Source organism: Bacillus sp. ms-22, from assembly GCF_009759805.1.
Classification (GTDB): Bacteria; Bacillota; Bacilli; order Bacillales; family Bacillaceae; genus Bacillus; species Bacillus xiamenensis.
Genome location: NZ_CP046653.1, coordinates 2,052,379 through 2,068,587, shown reverse-complemented (window position 1 = coordinate 2,068,587; position 16,209 = coordinate 2,052,379). Strand labels below are relative to the sequence as shown.

Below are 16,209 nucleotides of genomic sequence, written 5' to 3'. Positions count from 1 at the left end.
CAATGAAAACTTCTTATGTTACAAATGTTACAATAATTACAGTGATATTACAAGAGTGAAACAAAAATGTTTTTTTATTTCTTTTCTTTCTACTTATATAACGTTTGAGGGAGACATAAAGTTTTCATTTTCTTATTTTTTATGGCTCATTATTATATAACCGTTCTAAAGAAGAACAAAACGTCTTTTGGAAAGATTTCGATTTGAATCCTCGACACTCTTTTTTTATGTATGACATATACTGTCGTGATGAATGTCTAAGAAAGTGGTGTTTAGTATGTATAATCCATATGAAGGTGTGTGGAATGGGAACTCATATGATCGGCAGGTACAAAGCTTGCCGTCGTTTCCTATTCCTCAAGTTGGAGGATTTCCCAGCTTACCAATCGGAGGAGGAGGGACTGGGCCAGGGCAAGGTTCAGGCGGGCAATCCATTCCGCCAGCTCCGCCGCAGCATATCATCTCGCAGTATCAGCAAGCAGTCTCTCAGCCCCAAAGTATGCAGCCGCTTATTGCAGGACAAAGTGTAGGCGGGGGCCCGCAAACTGTTCAATTTGCGGCGGGATGTAATAGAAGATGGACCATTGTATTCCTTAGAAACGGCCAAGTATTTTTAATGTATGTCATTTCCTCGCAACCTTTTGGCCGTACAACAGGCTTTATCTGGCCAAACTTTACATTTGGTTCCTTCCCAAGCTCAAGTATTCTTGCTTACTCTTGCTCATAAAAAGAAAGCCGGTTCTCATCAGCAGTTGATGAAATACCGGCTTTTTTTAATGAATGTTTCTAAATACGCCAATCACTTTACCTAGTATACTCACATTCTGTAAAATAATTGGTTCCATTGAAGGGTTCTCGGGCTGTAATCTAAAGTGCGTATCTTCTTTATAAAAACGTTTCACTGTTGCTTCATCTTCCTCTGTCATAGCCACGACAATATCGCCATTGTTGGCGGTACTTTGCTGACGCACAATGACATAGTCCTTGTCCAAAATACCTGCATCAATCATACTTTCTCCCATAATTTCAAGCATAAATACTTGTTCATCTGGTGCTGCAAAAGTTTCTGGAAGAGGGAAGTATTCTTCTACATTCTCAACAGCCGTAATAGGCAGGCCTGCTGTGACTTTTCCGATGACTGGGACGTTCATTACAGCGCTCTTTGGAATATTCATTTCTTCTTCATCTAGTACTTCTATCGCTCTAGGCTTCGTTGGGTCTCTTCTAATTAGACCTTTTGTTTCTAGTCTAGCTAAATGTCCATGGACGGTTGAGCTAGATGCTAGACCAACAGCTTCACCAATTTCACGAACGGATGGGGGATAGCCCTTGCTTTTTACTTCTTCTTTGATGAATGTCAGGATATCGAGTTGTCTTTTTGATAGCTTCGTCATCTTTTGCACCTCAAAACGTCAATTTTAAAGAAATTATAGCATGTTTTTCCTAACAGTACAAACATAGGTTCGAAAAAAACGTTTGACAGAAACGTTTGTTCGTATCTATAATGAGTGATAGAAAGAGCGAACACATATTCTGTTAGGAGAGATGACATTATGAGGTTAAAGGAATCGATTATTTTTATTGGGCTATTCTCGTTCATCGTTGGTATATTTCTCTCACTTATTGCGGTCACAAGCCATAATGATTCAAATCAATATGTTAAAATAGAGGTTCAATCAGGTGATACTCTTTGGGGATTAGCTGATCAAGTGAGTGACAGCAAATCAATCGATAAAAATGCTTTTATTGACTGGGTAACTGAACACAATGATCTTGCTTCAACTGACATCCAGCCTGGGGACATTCTTGTGATTCCAGTCAAAAAAGAGCACCCGGTTGTATATCAACTTGCAACAGTACAGTAGAAAGGCCGATTGAAGACATGAACGCATTGATTTATGCGAGAGTGAGCACTGTTAAAGAAGAACAGGAAACCTCGCTGAAAAGACAAGAAGAAGAACTGCTGGCTTTAGCTGCTTTACATAAGATGAATGTGGTCAAAGTCATTAAAGAAAAAGCAAGCGGATATGATCTTGATCGTGATGGTGTTTTTGACATGCTTGCTGCACTGAAAGAACAAGCAATAGATGCTGTTCTCATTCAAGATGAGACACGCCTTGGAAGAGGGCAGGCGAAAATCGCACTTCTTCATTGTCTTTTTAAAGAGAAGGTCAAGGTGTATAGCGTTTTTCATAGAGGAGAGCTTGAGCTTTCAGAAGCAGATGAGATGGTCATTGAAATTGTAGGCGTTGTGGAAGAATACCAGCGGAGAATTCATAACCTGAAAATTAAGCGGGGGATGAAAAAGGCTATTGAGCGCGGATATCAGCCTGAACTGAATTTGAAACACCAAGATCAGGCACCTGGCCGCGAGCGTATTGAAGTACCGATATCAGAAATTGTTCGATTAAGAAAAAACAAAATGACATTCGCTGAAATTGCAGTGACACTACAGGCACTTGGTTTTGACATATCAAAAGCAACCGTGCATAGAAGGTATCAAGAATACGAAAAAGGAATGACGACGTGAAGCGTGAATTGTTGTAAAAATGAATGATATTTAGTAGTATGTAGGGAAAATGCTTTAAAGGAGTTTGTCATGATTTCTAAAGAACAGCTTGCAAGAATAAATGCACTTTCAAAAAAGTCGAAAGAAGCCGGTTTGTCGGACGCTGAAAAAACAGAGCAAAAGCATTTAAGAGAGGAATATTTAAAAGCTTTTCGTTCTTCTATGAAAAATACACTCAAAACCGTAAAAATCGTTGATCCAGAAGGAAACGATGTTACACCAGAAAAATTAAAAAGAGAAAGAGATCGTAATCTTCATTAAGGTGATGATTTCTTGATTTTTGAAAAGATGGGAAAAAGATTCTCATCTTTTTTCATATTTGCATAAGTTTTTAGGTGATCGATAAACTAAATGTGACAAAATCCTTCTTTTTCAGCGTGAAATAGTTGTGAAAAAAGGACAGTAGATTTATGATAATGGTGTACACAAGATACGGAAGGGGATTTATATGGAAACGATTGAATTGAAATCTATTGCAACAATACGTACTCTCTCCATAGACGCGATTGAAAAAGCGAATTCCGGTCACCCTGGAATGCCTATGGGTGCTGCACCAATGGCATACGCTTTATGGACGAATCACTTAAACGTAAGTCCGCAAAATCCAAATTGGTTTAACAGAGACCGTTTTGTGTTATCTGCGGGACATGGTTCTATGCTTTTATACAGCATGCTTCATTTAAGCGGATACAACCTAAGTATTGAAGATTTAAAACAATTCCGTCAATGGGGCAGCAAGACACCTGGACATCCTGAATTTGGACACACAGAGGGCGTAGATGCGACAACAGGTCCTTTAGGACAAGGGATTGCAATGGCTGTTGGAATGGCACTTGCAGAAAGACATCTTGCAGAAACGTATAACAAAGACAACTTTAATGTTGTGGATCACTATACATACAGCATTTGCGGAGATGGAGACTTAATGGAGGGGATTTCCTCTGAAGCCGCTTCACTTGCTGGTCATTTAGGCTTAGGCCGTTTAATTGTTCTTTATGATTCAAACGACATTTCATTAGATGGCGACCTAGATCGTTCTTTCTCTGAAAATGTGAAGAATCGTTTTGAAGCCATGAACTGGGAAGTTCTTTACGTCAAAGACGGCAATAACATCGAAGAAGTGACGGCCGCGATTGAAAAAGCCAAACAAAGTACAGACAAGCCTACACTGATTGAAGTGAAGACAACAATCGGTTTCGGATCTCCAAACCGTGCGGGAACGTCTGGCGTGCATGGTGCACCGCTTGGCAGTGAGGAAGCGAAGCTAACGAAGGAAGCCTATTCTTGGACGTTTGAAGAAGATTTCCATGTACCTTCTGAAGTGTACGATCATTTCAAAACAGCAGTGAAAGACGCTGGCCAGAAAAAAGAAGCAGCGTGGAATGAACTGTTTGAGCAATATGAAAAAGAATATCCGGAACTAGCAGCTCAGCTGAAGCTTGCGATTGAAGGAAAGCTTCCTGAGAATTGGGATCAAGAGATTCCTGTTTATGAAGCAGGTTCAAGCCTTGCCTCTCGTGCTTCTTCTGGCGAGGTATTAAATGGCATTGCGAAGCAAGTCCCATTCTTTATTGGTGGATCTGCTGACCTTGCAGGATCAAATAAAACAACAATTAAAGATACAGGTGACTTTGGCAGAGAGAATTATGCTGGAAGAAACATTTGGTTTGGTGTCAGAGAATTCGCAATGGGTGCTGCGCTAAACGGTATGGCACTTCACGGCGGTCTCCGTGTATTCGGCGGAACATTCTTTGTTTTCTCAGACTACTTAAGACCAGCCATTCGTCTTGCTGCATTAATGGGACTTCCTGTCACTTACGTCTTTACGCATGACAGCATTGCGGTTGGAGAAGATGGACCAACGCATGAGCCGGTTGAACAGCTTGCATCATTACGTGCGATGCCTAACCTTTCTGTTATTCGTCCAGCTGATGGAAACGAAACAGCAGCAGCATGGAAAATTGCTGTATCTTCAACAAATAAACCGACAGCACTAGTTCTTACTCGTCAAAACCTTCCAACGATTGACCAAGCACCAGAGAAGGCATATGAAGGAGTAGAAAAGGGCGGATATGTTGTCGTTGAAGCCGCTGATGCACAGCCTGAGGCACTTCTACTTGCTTCAGGATCTGAAGTAGGTTTAGCAATTGAAGCGCAAAAGGCACTTGAAAAAGAAGGCATCCGCGCTTCTGTTGTGAGTCTTCCTGCATGGGATCGCTTTGATGAGCAGTCAGATGAATACAAAGAGTCAGTCCTTCCTAAAGCAGTGAGAGCACGTATTGCAATAGAAATGGGTGCTTCACTTGGCTGGGAACGTTACACTGGCCTTGATGGCGACGTGATTGCAATTGATAAATTTGGCGCTTCAGCACCAGGTGAAACCATTATTGAGAAATACGGATTTACTGTCAGCAACGTGGTTAGCCGTGTGAAAGCAAAGCTCAATAAGTAATCAATCTCCAAGCATCATGCTTTTTTGCACCCAGTTTGCAGAGCTTTTCTATACGCTCTGCAAACTTTTTTCTTTTTTCTTGTTTTTTTGACAAAACTAGTTTGTTCTTGCTTCATATATAGACAATTCTTTCTTTCACATTTTTGTATAATACAAGCAATAAGCGAGATTGACGAAATGTGAAAGGAAGGGATAGACATGGAACGCCATTATTATATTTATTGGATTGAGGATGAGTTTGCTCATCATTATTTTGGCAGAGAATCTATTTTGTTTCATTTGTTTGAATCGTTGCACTGGACAAACCGCAGTGATGACGAGTTAGTCATGCTTGTTAAGCAAGTGGATTACGTAACGAAACGAATCCCTGCTTTTCATATGCATCAGCGTTTAATGAACAATTTAACGAACATTCACTATACACAAATAGGCTCGATTTATAGTGCAACGCTGCCAGATGGAAAAGGAACGGCTGCATTCATCATTAAAGACCGTTATATTCAAATGTCTGCTACCGGCAGTTATGAGGCGGAGGCGGTGTTTTTTGAAGTACTGAGAAAAATTAGTCCTTGCTTTCTGGCTATGGACTTTGGCTCAAAGAAGCACGGGTGGCTCAATCCGGTAAAAGTGAGGAATTTTGTTTAAAAAAATAAAATTGAACGTGAAATGTTGTATAATAGCCTTTTGTTTAGTACACTTTATACGAGACAACATGAAGGAGGAAGAATTATGGATTTATGGGTTGTCATCCTTGTAGGCGTTGTTGCACTGCTTGCAGGAGTTGCACTCGGATTCTTTATTGCTCGGAAGTATATGATGAGCTACTTGAAAAAGAATCCACCAATTAATGAACAAATGCTTCGAATGATGATGATGCAAATGGGCATGAAACCGTCCCAAAAGAAAATCAATCAAATGATGAAAGCCATGAACAACCAAGCGAAATAATACGTACGATATTATGATCATAGATGGAACATGGTCATAAAGAATGGACAAGCTATGTCTTTTCTTTATTGAAGCTACCTTCATCAGACAATTAAAACCACTGTACTTGCATGTATAAAGCAGGGAAGGTGGTTTTTATTTTGGCGTTAGGCATCATCTGTCAGTCAAAAAACAAAAAACCCCTGTAATCAGAGGTTTTCGTTTATTGTCACACATATCAACTTTTCTAAAACGTGCGGCATCTTTTATATCATGAGGTATGATTAGTTGGCTGAATTTGAATGTAAGTGTCGTTGATATTGTAAGAGGAGATGATCTAGCTGCTGGCTATGTTCGATCGTTACTGTCGATGTCATCCCATTATGCAGGACCACTTTCATCAGCTCTTCTCTTTTTTCTTCGATTTGAGTTAATAATGATGTTTTTACCAAAGTCATGTTCCTTTCATGCAAATCTTGATAAAAAGAATCGGTTCTATTATATCCATTTTAAGGTTTATTTTCAAATTTAAAGGGTTTGGTATCTTGATGTCAAATTAAAGTATATAAGGTTTTAAGAGAATAGACCATCTTTATTCAGATGATGTAAAAAAAATGAAATGATTTTGTCATCTCTTATTGTATATTGTAAGAAGGGGGTGTTCTTTTGTCAGATTTGAATTACTTTTTAGCTTTTGGAGCAGGGTTTCTTTCTTTTATCTCACCGTGCTGTCTGCCGCTTTATCCAGCCTTTTTATCATATATTACAGGCGTAAGTATAGATGAAGTGAAATCTGAGAAGGTGATGTTGAGAAGAAGAAGTCTGCTTCATACATTATTCTTTTTAATAGGGTTTTCTATCATTTTTATTGCCATTGGCTTTGGAACATCGTTTGTTGGGAAGTTTTTTTATGAATATCATGAAGCGATTCGTCAAGTTGGAGCCATCCTCATTATTTTCTTTGGTTTTATGATTCTTGGTGTATTTCAGCCTTCTTTCCTGATGGGAGAAAAGAGGATGCAGTTTAAACATCGCCCGGCTGGTTTTTTTGGATCGATTCTCATCGGAATGGGTTTTGCTGCTGGATGGACACCTTGTACCGGCCCAATTTTATCGGCTGTCATCACACTTGCCAGCAACAAACCGGAGTCCGCTGTGACCTATATGATTGCGTATGTGTTAGGTTTTGCTATCCCTTTTTTTGTTCTTTCCTTTTTCATCACAAAAATGGCTTGGATCAGAAAGCGTCAGCAGCTCATCATGAGAATTGGCGGGATTATTATGATCGTAGTAGGGGTCATGCTGTTCTTTGATCTTCTGACATGGATCATCATTATATTCTCCTCCCTTTTTGGTGGATTTAAAGGATTTTGAAATCGTTTTCTACAGTCGCGGCGAATGGTTTTTTTTCGTCAATTGGAGTATATTATACATAGGCTGACCTTAAAGAATAAAGGAATGATTTGATATGATGATCATAATTTCTTCTATAGTTGCGGTATGTATGGCGGTAGCCGTCATGTTTATTCGCATTAAATCATCTGCAAAACCTGCAACCGCGAAAAAAATTATATTACCTCCTATATTCATGAGCACTGGCGCACTGATGTTTTTTGTGCCTATGTTTCGAGTAACTGGAGCTGAATTTTTAGAGGCGATTACAGTAGGGATGTTTTTTTCCATCTTTTTAATCAAAACATCGAAATTTGAAATTAGAGGCAATGAAATCTATTTGAAGCGTTCAAAAGCATTTGTGTTTATTCTCATTGGACTTCTTGTCCTTCGTATCGGTATGAAGACGATCTTAAGCTCTTCCATTGATTATGGCGCACTAAGCGGAATGTTTTGGATTCTAGCCTTTGGCATGATTGTACCTTGGCGGGTTGCTATGTATTTGTCGTTTAGAAAGCTGTCTAAACAATTAGATCCGCAGCAGGTCCAAATGAATTAAACCTCCTTTTTTAAAAGGAGGTTATTTTAATAAGGACTCGTATGGCGAATGGTCGATCTTTTTTTCTTGAAGGCGCTTTAGTAGAAATTTATGATCTCGCTTTGGTGTAGCCATAATATAGCCGCGAATGATTAAATCTAGGTTAATGCTGGCAGCCTGTTCTTTAAGTGCCAGCTCGCCAATTTTACCGGCGATTTTTTCTTTGGCAACATCTCTAAAAAGCTCTGGAACAGGTAATACCAGCTCATTTAATAGCTGTTTGTCTTCATCTCGCCATAGGTGAAGGCTCTTTTGAATATATTCGTCCTGCCAATCAAGCTCTGATTTCCCATCTTCCTTCGGCAATCGTTTTAAAAATTTGCGAAACATAAAAAAGCCACCGATTGCTAGTAATCCGATCATGACCGTACCCCAAAATAAAATGAACCACAAAAACCAGCCGCTTAACATGTTCTCACTCCTTATACCCCTTATCTCTATCTTATTTTACATGAAGAGATGATAGAAGAAAATAACAAAAATGTATGTATGCTTTCGCTATAAATGCCTCTTTTTATGAATAAGCGCCCATTTACTAGAATGACCCAAACCCTTTAATAGAAAAAGAATATATTATCGTATAGCGACTCTACTATTTGGCCATGGTGGTTCGCAAAAGGTATTGACTTGAAACGAACGGGAGAGAGCCCACCTGAATGCAGGCGGGCTCTTAATGATTGAAGTGCGGCATTTGAAAGGAAAATGCCCCGTGTTGACGGTGTGAATATTTTTTAATTTTGATTGATATGATTCGGTTTTCGTAATCGGTGTCAATGTCCTTGTCATTCAAATAAAAAGGGAGCATGACACTTTTTTCAATGGGCTGCTCTTGTTTATCAATCAAATAAACAAGTGTGAGCTCATATCCTGCGAAGGTCAGTTTTAAATCAGTGATCGACAGGGTGGAGAGATCGATCTCAATGATATAATCACGGCTTGTTTCATAAAGGTCTATTGGCAGCTGTTCATCATACCAGGCAAATGGATCATCCATTAATACACGAAGCCAATCATCTATTTCAATAAAATCAGAGGAATTCGACTGTTTTTCATTCTCCATATACACTCCTCCATCACATCTCATAATAAATCATATGATGAAATCTGAAATGTGTGAAAAACCTAAAACATCCCGTTTGGTCACGGGATGAGAGGAGAATGGTTACATATCATGATGTGAATTGTGCTTTTGTCTTGTATGGTTGCGGTTCTTAACTTTTTTACTCCCTGATAATGGCTCTGGCTGTCCGCCTTGATGCTCCTTAGGAGAGTTTTGACGGATGTCTTTCCCCGTGTTTTTATTCGTCATTATCCTTGCTCCTTTCTTATTGGTTCTTTTTACGTTTTTTATTATTTTGTCTTTGTTCTTCTGTTAAAACGAGCTGATCATTTTCTATATAGCCTGCACCATTTCCTTGGCTTTTGGCTGCGTTCATGCCGTTTATTACATGATTGGCTTTTCGTTTTGTCATGTTTTATCACCTCATTTGTAGTATGAGCCGGCGTCACTCGGTTTATGAAGAGTAATCATTTCCTGACGATAAGATAAACTTATTGAATTTAATAAAAGCATTGTTATTTACTTATGTATGAATTTGTTTTAAGATGAAATTGTGAGAAAATTGTGGTGAAATACGACGATTTTTCTGAGAATTGAAATTGATCTTGATCATCAAAAGGGGGATTTTGGACATGTCGAAACAGCAGCAAGTCGCTAAACAAGACGCTTTTCAATCTAGAAAAACGTTTTCGACAAATGGGAAAACATATCACTATTATTCGTTAGAAGCACTAGAGAAACAAGGAATTGGAAACGTTTCTAAATTACCTTATTCCATTAAGGTACTGTTAGAATCAGTGCTTCGTCAAGTAGACGGTAGAGTGATCAAAAAGGAACACGTTGAGAACTTGGCAAAATGGGGAACTGCCGAGGTGAAAGAAATTGATGTTCCATTTAAACCATCTCGTGTTATTTTACAAGACTTCACGGGTGTGCCAGCAGTCGTTGACCTTGCTTCTTTAAGAAAAGCAATGGCAGATGTGGGCGGAGATCCGGATAAAATCAATCCTGAAATTCCAGTCGACCTTGTCATTGACCACTCTGTACAAGTCGATAAAGCTGGAACTGAAGACGCATTAAACATTAACATGGATCTAGAATTTGAACGTAACGCAGAGCGTTATAACTTCCTTAGCTGGGCAAAGAAAGCGTTTAACAACTATCAAGCTGTTCCGCCTGCCACAGGGATTGTTCACCAAGTGAACTTAGAGTATCTTGCAAGTGTTGTTCATGCAATTGAAGAAGATGGCGAGATCCTCACTTACCCAGATACACTAGTTGGTACTGACTCCCATACAACAATGATTAACGGTATTGGTGTACTTGGATGGGGCGTTGGCGGTATCGAAGCGGAAGCTGGTATGCTTGGTCAGCCTTCATACTTCCCTGTGCCAGAAGTCATTGGAGCAAAATTAGTTGGAGAGCTTCCAAACGGAACAACTGCAACTGACCTTGCCTTAAAAGTCACGCAAGTACTACGTGAAAAAGGCGTTGTGAACAAGTTCGTTGAGTTCTTCGGACCAGGTGTTGCACAGCTGCCATTAGCTGATCGTGCAACCATTGCGAACATGGCGCCTGAATACGGTGCTACATGCGGATTTTTCCCAGTAGATGCGGAAGCTCTTGCATATCTTCGCTTAACTGGCCGTGATGAAGAGCAAATTAACATCGTTGAAGCATATTCTCGCGCAAATGGTCTATTTTATACGCCAGATGCTGAGGAACCAATTTTTACTGATATTGTGGAAATTGATCTTTCTAAAATTGAGTCAAACTTATCTGGTCCAAAACGTCCACAAGATTTGATTCCACTTTCTGAAATGAAAGAGACATTCCATAAGCATATTGAAAGCCCAGCAGGAAACCAAGGATTTGGTTTAGATAAATCTGAGCTGGATAAACAAATCGAATTTGAGCTGGAGAACGGTGAAAAAGCTGTCATGAAGACAGGTGCGATTGCGATTGCAGCGATTACGAGCTGTACGAATACATCTAACCCATACGTTTTGATCGGGGCAGGTCTTGTCGCGAAGAAAGCAAGTGAACTTGGGATGAAGGTGCCAAACTACGTGAAAACGTCATTAGCGCCAGGTTCGAAGGTTGTAACAGGATACCTTGTGAACTCAGGACTCCTTCCATACCTAAAAGATCTTGGATTTAACATTGTCGGGTATGGCTGTACAACATGTATCGGAAACTCAGGACCGCTTGCAAAAGAAATCGAAGAAGCTGTCTCTGAAAATGATCTGCTGATCACATCTGTTTTATCAGGTAACCGTAACTTTGAAGGTCGTATCCATCCGCTTGTAAAAGGGAACTACCTTGCATCTCCACCATTAGTTGTGGCATATGCACTTGCTGGAACAGTTGATATTGACTTAACAAAAGACCCTATCGGTGTTGATAAAAATGGTGAAAATGTGTATTTCGATGACATTTGGCCATCAATGGACGAAATCAACAGTGTCGTCAAAAGCACTGTCACACCTGAGCTATTCCGTTCAGAGTATGAAACTGTTTTTGACAGCAATGACCGCTGGAATGAAATTAAAACGACGGATGATGCATTGTATAAATGGGATGAAGATTCAACATACATTGCCAACCCGCCATTCTTTGAAAACTTATCAGTTGAACCTGGTAAAGTTGAACCGCTTAAAGGGCTGCGCGTCGTTGCGAAGTTCGGTGATTCTGTCACAACGGACCATATTTCTCCTGCTGGAGCAATTGGTAAGGACACACCTGCAGGTAAATACTTGCAAGAAAGAGGCGTTTCGCCTAGAGACTTTAACTCATATGGATCACGCCGAGGGAACCACCATGTGATGATGAGAGGTACTTTTGCAAACATCCGTATTAAAAACCAAATCGCACCAGGAACAGAAGGCGGATATACAACATACTGGCCAACTGGTGAAGTGACATCGATTTATGATGCATGTATGCGTTATAAGGAAGATGGAACGGGTCTTGCGATCTTAGCAGGTAAAGACTACGGGATGGGTTCTTCACGTGACTGGGCTGCAAAAGGAACAAACCTACTTGGCATTAAATTTGTTCTAGCTGAAAGCTTTGAGCGCATTCACAGAAGTAACCTTGTTTTCATGGGCGTACTTCCTTTGCAGTTTAAAGACGGAGAAAGTGCAGAGACTTATGGACTCACAGGAACAGAAACATTTGAAGTGGATGTTGACGAATCAGTTCGTCCTCGTGATCTTGTTACGGTCAGAGCCATTGATGCAGATGGCAACGAGAAGACATTTGAAGTGGTTGTTCGCTTTGACAGTGAAGTCGAAATTGACTACTATCGTCATGGTGGTATCCTTCAAATGGTACTCCGCGAAAAATTGGCAAACAACTAATCATACGAAGAAGAGAAGGCGTCTGAAAGCTTTCTCTTCTTTTTTAAAATAGTGGAGGATCAATCATGTGGAAAAAAGGAATGGCAAGCGCTGTTTTACTTGTGTTGATTGGTTTACTTGCATGGAATTTATTCGGACCAAAAGAGCCTGCCATCGGCCTTGAAAAAGGGGATCAAGCCCCAGATTTTGAGCTCAAAACCCTTGATGGCAAAACTGCATCGTTATCTGATTATCGAGGGAAAAAGGTTCTCGTTAATTTTTGGGCGACCTGGTGCAAACCGTGCCGAACGGAAATGCCCGATCTAGATGCGATCAGAAGCGAGAATGAGCAAGTCGAAGTACTTGCGGTGAATTTGACCACCACTGAAAAGAGTGTAGAGCACGTCGCATCATTTATTGATGAACTAAAGGTCAGTTTCCCTGTTTTATTGGACCAAAAAGGCATTCAAGCGAGATATCAGGTGCTTTCATATCCAACGACATACATATTAGATGAAAAAGGACGAATCATGTCTGTGAAGCATCAAATGCTTACAAAAAAAGAAATCGAAAAAGAGCTGGATCTATAATGATTCAGCTCTTTTTGCTTATTTTCTAAATGTTTTGGCGATAATGTAATAAACACAGTGGAGGTGACAGGAATGAGAAGAAGAAAACGCCGTACATTTGAAGAGCTCGTCCTTGAAAATAAAAAAGAATTATTAAGCAATGAGGAATTTTTAAACCAGCTTGAAGAAAAGTTGGAAGATCGATTTAGACAGAAATAAGTTATGAATTATTCGTTTTCGTTCATCCTAAAGAAGAGGGAGGGATGAAAGATGGGTAGAGAGCATGATAAACAAGCGCAGTTTACACCAGACCATTTAGGTACAAAACCTGTAGCGTACAAACGGAATAAAGGCAAAAAGATGCATAATAAATCAAATGAACAGCCTGATGTGATACAGACAAAAGGCGAATAATAGGAGGTTAGCACGATGAATGGCAAGTCATATCAATCCAATCCAGATGATCGTTCTGATAATGTTGAAAAGCTGCAAGATATGATCGAGAACACACTTGAAAATATCGATGAATCAGAAGCAGCGATGGGCCTTTCAACAGAGAACGAAAAACAAATGATCAAGCAGAAAAATGAAAATCGCCGAATCAGTATTGACGCAATGCGTTCTGAGATAAAGGACGAAGAAGCGGCAAGACAGAGCGGCTATACTGAATAAACCAGGGATTCCTGGTTTATTTTATTGCCTCTTTTTAGAAGAACCTTTTGGAATGTGGTAAAATGACAGAGACCTTAGGTTTTGATAGGAGAGCGATGAAAACGTGTATGTATCGAAAAAAGAAATAGAAGTGCGTTATGCAGAAACAGATCAAATGGGCATTGTCTATCATGCCAATTATTTGATTTGGATGGAAGTTGGCAGAACTGCGTTAATGAAAGAACTAGGCTTTTCCTATGCCCAGCTAGAAGCAGACGGAGTCCTTGCACCTGTTGTAGATCTTCAGGTTCAATATAAAAAACCATTGCTCTATGGTGAAACCGCTACAGTTCATACATGGATTGAAGCGTATAACGGAGTGAAAACAGTGTATGGCTATGACATTCAAAAGCCTGATGGACAAACAGCTATCACAGGGACAACCTCACATATTTGTGTAGACAAAGACACCTTTAGACCGATTCAATTTAGAAAAGCCTTTCCTGCATGGCACAAAGTATATGAACAGTCAAAGAAGCAGGTTTGATCCATGGCATTTGGTATTAAAAGAAAAGATCTAAATGCATGGAAATCAGCTGTTAGGCATGGAAAAGTCGCCTTTTTGACACACTATTGGCTGGATGACCGTTTTCCACATGCAAATACTGTCACAAAGGCAGCCTGTCAGGATATGGAGCAATTAATCGCTTGGGGAGAAGGGCATGGGTTAAAAAAAGAATGGATTCATGTTCGTAAAGGTTTTCCTCACTTTGATCTGATCGGTGATTCGCAAAAGCGAATTTTGCAGAAGGAGCGGTCTTTAGGAAACATTCATGAGTATGGACTATATATCGATGGATAAAACAAAAAAGATACCCGAGGGATGAGGTATCTTTTTTGTTTATTCATAATGAAACTCTGGTTCTTTTACGGACTCGTTATAATCAATATGCAGATCATGGTTGTCAAAATACCAAATATCACTTTCTTCAATAAAGAAAGTAATGCCTTCAATTTCAGCGGTTGCGCCGGCATTTTGAGGTTCATCTTTTGCGACGCCGAGAGAAAAGCCTTTTTGTACATTACTGCACCCGCCATATCTCACAAAAAAGCGAACATGATCACCTTTTTCTAAATCTAATTCTTCCTTGTACCAATTGAGTGCATCATCTTTCATCGTTAATTTCAATGTGATCGCCCCTTTTTGAAGTTATGCTGTTTTTAAAAAATGCAGGATGCAAAAACAGCTTTTCTGTACTTTTACCACATATTTAAACGTAATAAACGGCTAGAGCCATTTGATTTTCGGTTCAGTTTTGTTGAGAATCCGTTTGAGGTTGGCAATGTGTCTGTAGATTACAAAGCTAGAAAGAACGGCAACAACAATGATTAAGAATAGGTCTTGGGTGAATATGCTGTAAATGAATGTATAGATCCCTGTCAGCATGGATGATAAAGACACATATTTACTAATGTATAAAAATAAGAAAAAAGCAGCGATCATCGTGATAAATAAGAACGGGGCATAAAATAACAGCACACCGCCTGATGTAGCGACAGCTTTTCCCCCTTTAAATTTTGCAAAGGCAGGAAAGCTGTGACCAATGACAGCAGCAACTCCTGCTAGTAAGGGATGAATGTCCAGTTGCATGAAAAATGGTAAAGCCGAAGCAAGCGTCCCCTTTAAAATATCAGCAGTAATAACAATAGACCCTGCTTTAACACCAAGTGTACGGAATGCATTCGTCGCACCTAGGTTCCCGCTGCCATGCTCACGGATATCGATTCCCTTTGCAGCTTTCCCGACAATGAGACCTGATGGAATACTGCCGAGAAGATAAGCCAAAATAAACATCAAAGCAATTAACATCTGCATAACTCCTTTATATTCTCCCTCTTGTCTTACATTTTAACATGATCTCATGAAAAACATGGCGATCTTTTTTTGAAAAAATAGAAGGCGGATGAATTCAACTTTGTTTTTAGAAAGAAATTCGATAAAATAGAAGAAAAGGAGTGTCTGGATGAATCATCCTACTAAACAAGAAATTGGACGTATTTTAAAAAACAGTAAACGAATTGCTGTTGTTGGTTTGTCAGATCAGCCGCACAGAACGTCCTATATGGTCTCAAAAGCCATGCAGGATGCCGGGTATGACATGATTCCCGTTAATCCAACGATTGATGAAGCACTTGGGGTCAAAGCGGTTGCCTCTTTAAAAGACATAAAAGAACCTGTTGATATCGTCAATGTCTTTAGACGTTCAGAGTTTTTGCCTGAGGTGGCAAAAGAATTTCTTGAAATGGACGCACCTGTTTTTTGGGCGCAGCAAGGCGTATATCATGAAGAAACGAAAAGGCTGATTGAGGAAAATGGCAAGGTCGCTATCATGGATTTATGTATCAAAGTGGCTCATGCGATGACAAAAACTCATTAAATCGTCAAAAATCCTTGTTTTTCAAGGATTTTTGCTTTTTTGTTGGAGAAATATATTTGCGATTCTAGAAGAAAGCGATAAAATAAGGCGACAGGGACATATCGGTGACCTTGCATATCGAGAAAAAGAGCGATAAGATAAAAATAGAACATTTGTTCTTTTTGCTGAAATCATCATATGATTGTATTTGGCTTATGAAACAGTCTTGTTTA

General features: G+C 39.7%; 25 protein-coding genes. 17 read left to right on the top strand and 8 right to left on the bottom strand.

The genetic code is table 11. The features are described from left to right. The first annotated feature begins 277 nt into the window (after positions 1-277). Complete coding sequence (locus tag GPA07_RS10845; protein ID WP_157292517.1) at positions 278-727, top strand: hypothetical protein; 450 nt, start codon at positions 278-280, stop codon at positions 725-727. A 46-nt stretch (positions 728-773) separates the two neighbouring features. Here GPA07_RS10845 and lexA read toward each other — a convergent pair whose 3' ends face one another. Then, positions 774-1,394, bottom strand: a complete 621-nt coding sequence (gene lexA, locus GPA07_RS10840) for a transcriptional repressor LexA (RefSeq protein ID WP_003212311.1) — start codon at positions 1,392-1,394, stop codon at positions 774-776. A gap of 159 nt (positions 1,395-1,553) precedes the next feature. On the opposite strand from lexA, the gene yneA reads away from it, so the two are divergent. The 6 genes from yneA (at position 1,554) to GPA07_RS10810 (ending at position 5,969) form a co-directional block, all read left to right on the top strand. Beyond that, the gene (gene yneA, locus GPA07_RS10835) at positions 1,554-1,865 is read left to right on the top strand and encodes a cell division suppressor protein YneA (protein ID WP_008357852.1); all 312 of its coding nucleotides are present in this window, start codon (positions 1,554-1,556) and stop codon (positions 1,863-1,865) included. Positions 1,866-1,882: 17 nt separating this feature from the next. Beyond that, entirely contained in the window at positions 1,883-2,530 is a 648-nt protein-coding gene (locus GPA07_RS10830; protein ID WP_008357850.1) for a YneB family resolvase-like protein, read from the top strand. A gap of 69 nt (positions 2,531-2,599) precedes the next feature. Then, positions 2,600-2,830, top strand: coding sequence for a DUF896 domain-containing protein (locus tag GPA07_RS10825; RefSeq protein WP_008357847.1), 231 nt, complete (start codon positions 2,600-2,602; stop codon positions 2,828-2,830). 187 nt (positions 2,831-3,017) lie between these two features. Beyond that, positions 3,018-5,021, top strand: a complete 2,004-nt coding sequence (tkt, locus tag GPA07_RS10820) for a transketolase (protein ID WP_071169119.1) — start codon at positions 3,018-3,020, stop codon at positions 5,019-5,021. A 198-nt stretch (positions 5,022-5,219) separates the two neighbouring features. Then, entirely contained in the window at positions 5,220-5,666 is a 447-nt protein-coding gene (sirA, locus tag GPA07_RS10815) for a sporulation inhibitor of replication protein SirA (RefSeq protein ID WP_071169118.1), read from the top strand. Positions 5,667-5,750: 84 nt separating this feature from the next. Further along, entirely contained in the window at positions 5,751-5,969 is a 219-nt protein-coding gene (locus GPA07_RS10810) for a YneF family protein (RefSeq protein WP_003212379.1), read from the top strand. 263 nt (positions 5,970-6,232) lie between these two features. Here GPA07_RS10810 and GPA07_RS10805 read toward each other — a convergent pair whose 3' ends face one another. Next, on the bottom strand, positions 6,233-6,406 hold the full coding sequence (locus GPA07_RS10805; protein WP_369810454.1) for an aspartyl-phosphate phosphatase Spo0E family protein: 174 nt from the start codon (positions 6,404-6,406) through the stop codon (positions 6,233-6,235). A 208-nt stretch (positions 6,407-6,614) separates the two neighbouring features. Between GPA07_RS10805 and GPA07_RS10800 the strand changes: the two genes are divergently transcribed. Both GPA07_RS10800 and GPA07_RS10795 read left to right on the top strand, forming a co-directional pair. Then, on the top strand, positions 6,615-7,322 hold the full coding sequence (locus tag GPA07_RS10800; protein ID WP_008357844.1) for a cytochrome c biogenesis CcdA family protein: 708 nt from the start codon (positions 6,615-6,617) through the stop codon (positions 7,320-7,322). A gap of 94 nt (positions 7,323-7,416) precedes the next feature. After that, a complete protein-coding gene (locus GPA07_RS10795; protein WP_008357842.1) occupies positions 7,417-7,899 on the top strand; it encodes a CcdC family protein in 483 nt (160 codons plus the stop codon). 21 nt (positions 7,900-7,920) lie between these two features. On the opposite strand, the gene GPA07_RS10790 is transcribed toward GPA07_RS10795, so the two are convergent. The 4 genes from GPA07_RS10790 to sspO all read right to left on the bottom strand — a co-directional run bounded on the left by GPA07_RS10790 (position 7,921) and on the right by sspO (position 9,410). Beyond that, positions 7,921-8,349, bottom strand: coding sequence for a DUF2621 domain-containing protein (locus GPA07_RS10790; RefSeq protein WP_008357840.1), 429 nt, complete (start codon positions 8,347-8,349; stop codon positions 7,921-7,923). Between the two features lie 259 nt (positions 8,350-8,608). Continuing rightward, positions 8,609-8,998, bottom strand: a complete 390-nt coding sequence (locus GPA07_RS10785; RefSeq protein ID WP_008357838.1) for an Hsp20/alpha crystallin family protein — start codon at positions 8,996-8,998, stop codon at positions 8,609-8,611. Between the two features lie 102 nt (positions 8,999-9,100). Beyond that, entirely contained in the window at positions 9,101-9,247 is a 147-nt protein-coding gene (locus GPA07_RS10780) for a small acid-soluble spore protein P (protein ID WP_003211331.1), read from the bottom strand. 16 nt (positions 9,248-9,263) lie between these two features. After that, the gene (gene sspO / locus GPA07_RS10775) at positions 9,264-9,410 is read right to left on the bottom strand and encodes a small acid-soluble spore protein O (protein ID WP_008357836.1); all 147 of its coding nucleotides are present in this window, start codon (positions 9,408-9,410) and stop codon (positions 9,264-9,266) included. A 220-nt stretch (positions 9,411-9,630) separates the two neighbouring features. Here sspO and acnA point away from each other — a divergent pair, with 220 nt between their 5' ends. From acnA to GPA07_RS10740, 7 genes are all read left to right on the top strand, one after another. Continuing rightward, positions 9,631-12,360 (top strand): aconitate hydratase AcnA, encoded by a 2,730-nt coding sequence (gene acnA / locus GPA07_RS10770; protein ID WP_008357834.1) that lies wholly within the window; start codon positions 9,631-9,633, stop codon positions 12,358-12,360. Between the two features lie 65 nt (positions 12,361-12,425). Continuing rightward, positions 12,426-12,929, top strand: a complete 504-nt coding sequence (locus GPA07_RS10765; RefSeq protein WP_071169116.1) for a TlpA family protein disulfide reductase — start codon at positions 12,426-12,428, stop codon at positions 12,927-12,929. Between the two features lie 72 nt (positions 12,930-13,001). Continuing rightward, positions 13,002-13,127 (top strand): FbpB family small basic protein, encoded by a 126-nt coding sequence (locus GPA07_RS10760; RefSeq protein WP_157292516.1) that lies wholly within the window; start codon positions 13,002-13,004, stop codon positions 13,125-13,127. A gap of 51 nt (positions 13,128-13,178) precedes the next feature. Continuing rightward, the gene (locus tag GPA07_RS10755; RefSeq protein ID WP_008357830.1) at positions 13,179-13,322 is read left to right on the top strand and encodes an acid-soluble spore protein N; all 144 of its coding nucleotides are present in this window, start codon (positions 13,179-13,181) and stop codon (positions 13,320-13,322) included. A 15-nt stretch (positions 13,323-13,337) separates the two neighbouring features. After that, entirely contained in the window at positions 13,338-13,580 is a 243-nt protein-coding gene (tlp, locus tag GPA07_RS10750) for a small acid-soluble spore protein Tlp (RefSeq protein WP_008357829.1), read from the top strand. Positions 13,581-13,683: 103 nt separating this feature from the next. Continuing rightward, positions 13,684-14,106, top strand: coding sequence for an acyl-CoA thioesterase (locus GPA07_RS10745; RefSeq protein ID WP_008357827.1), 423 nt, complete (start codon positions 13,684-13,686; stop codon positions 14,104-14,106). Positions 14,107-14,109: 3 nt separating this feature from the next. Next, entirely contained in the window at positions 14,110-14,421 is a 312-nt protein-coding gene (locus GPA07_RS10740) for a hypothetical protein (RefSeq protein ID WP_008357825.1), read from the top strand. Between the two features lie 39 nt (positions 14,422-14,460). Here the strand turns inward: GPA07_RS10740 and GPA07_RS10735 are convergent, their stop codons facing one another. Together GPA07_RS10735 and plsY are read right to left on the bottom strand one after the other, a co-directional pair. Next, positions 14,461-14,736: a HesB/YadR/YfhF family protein gene (locus tag GPA07_RS10735; protein WP_406566813.1), complete on the bottom strand. Its 276-nt coding sequence runs from the start codon at positions 14,734-14,736 to the stop codon at positions 14,461-14,463. Positions 14,737-14,847: 111 nt separating this feature from the next. Beyond that, complete coding sequence (gene plsY, locus GPA07_RS10730; RefSeq protein WP_008357820.1) at positions 14,848-15,429, bottom strand: glycerol-3-phosphate 1-O-acyltransferase PlsY; 582 nt, start codon at positions 15,427-15,429, stop codon at positions 14,848-14,850. Between the two features lie 154 nt (positions 15,430-15,583). On the opposite strand from plsY, the gene GPA07_RS10725 reads away from it, so the two are divergent. Next, complete coding sequence (locus tag GPA07_RS10725; RefSeq protein WP_008357819.1) at positions 15,584-15,997, top strand: CoA-binding protein; 414 nt, start codon at positions 15,584-15,586, stop codon at positions 15,995-15,997. Positions 15,998-16,209 lie beyond the last annotated feature (212 nt).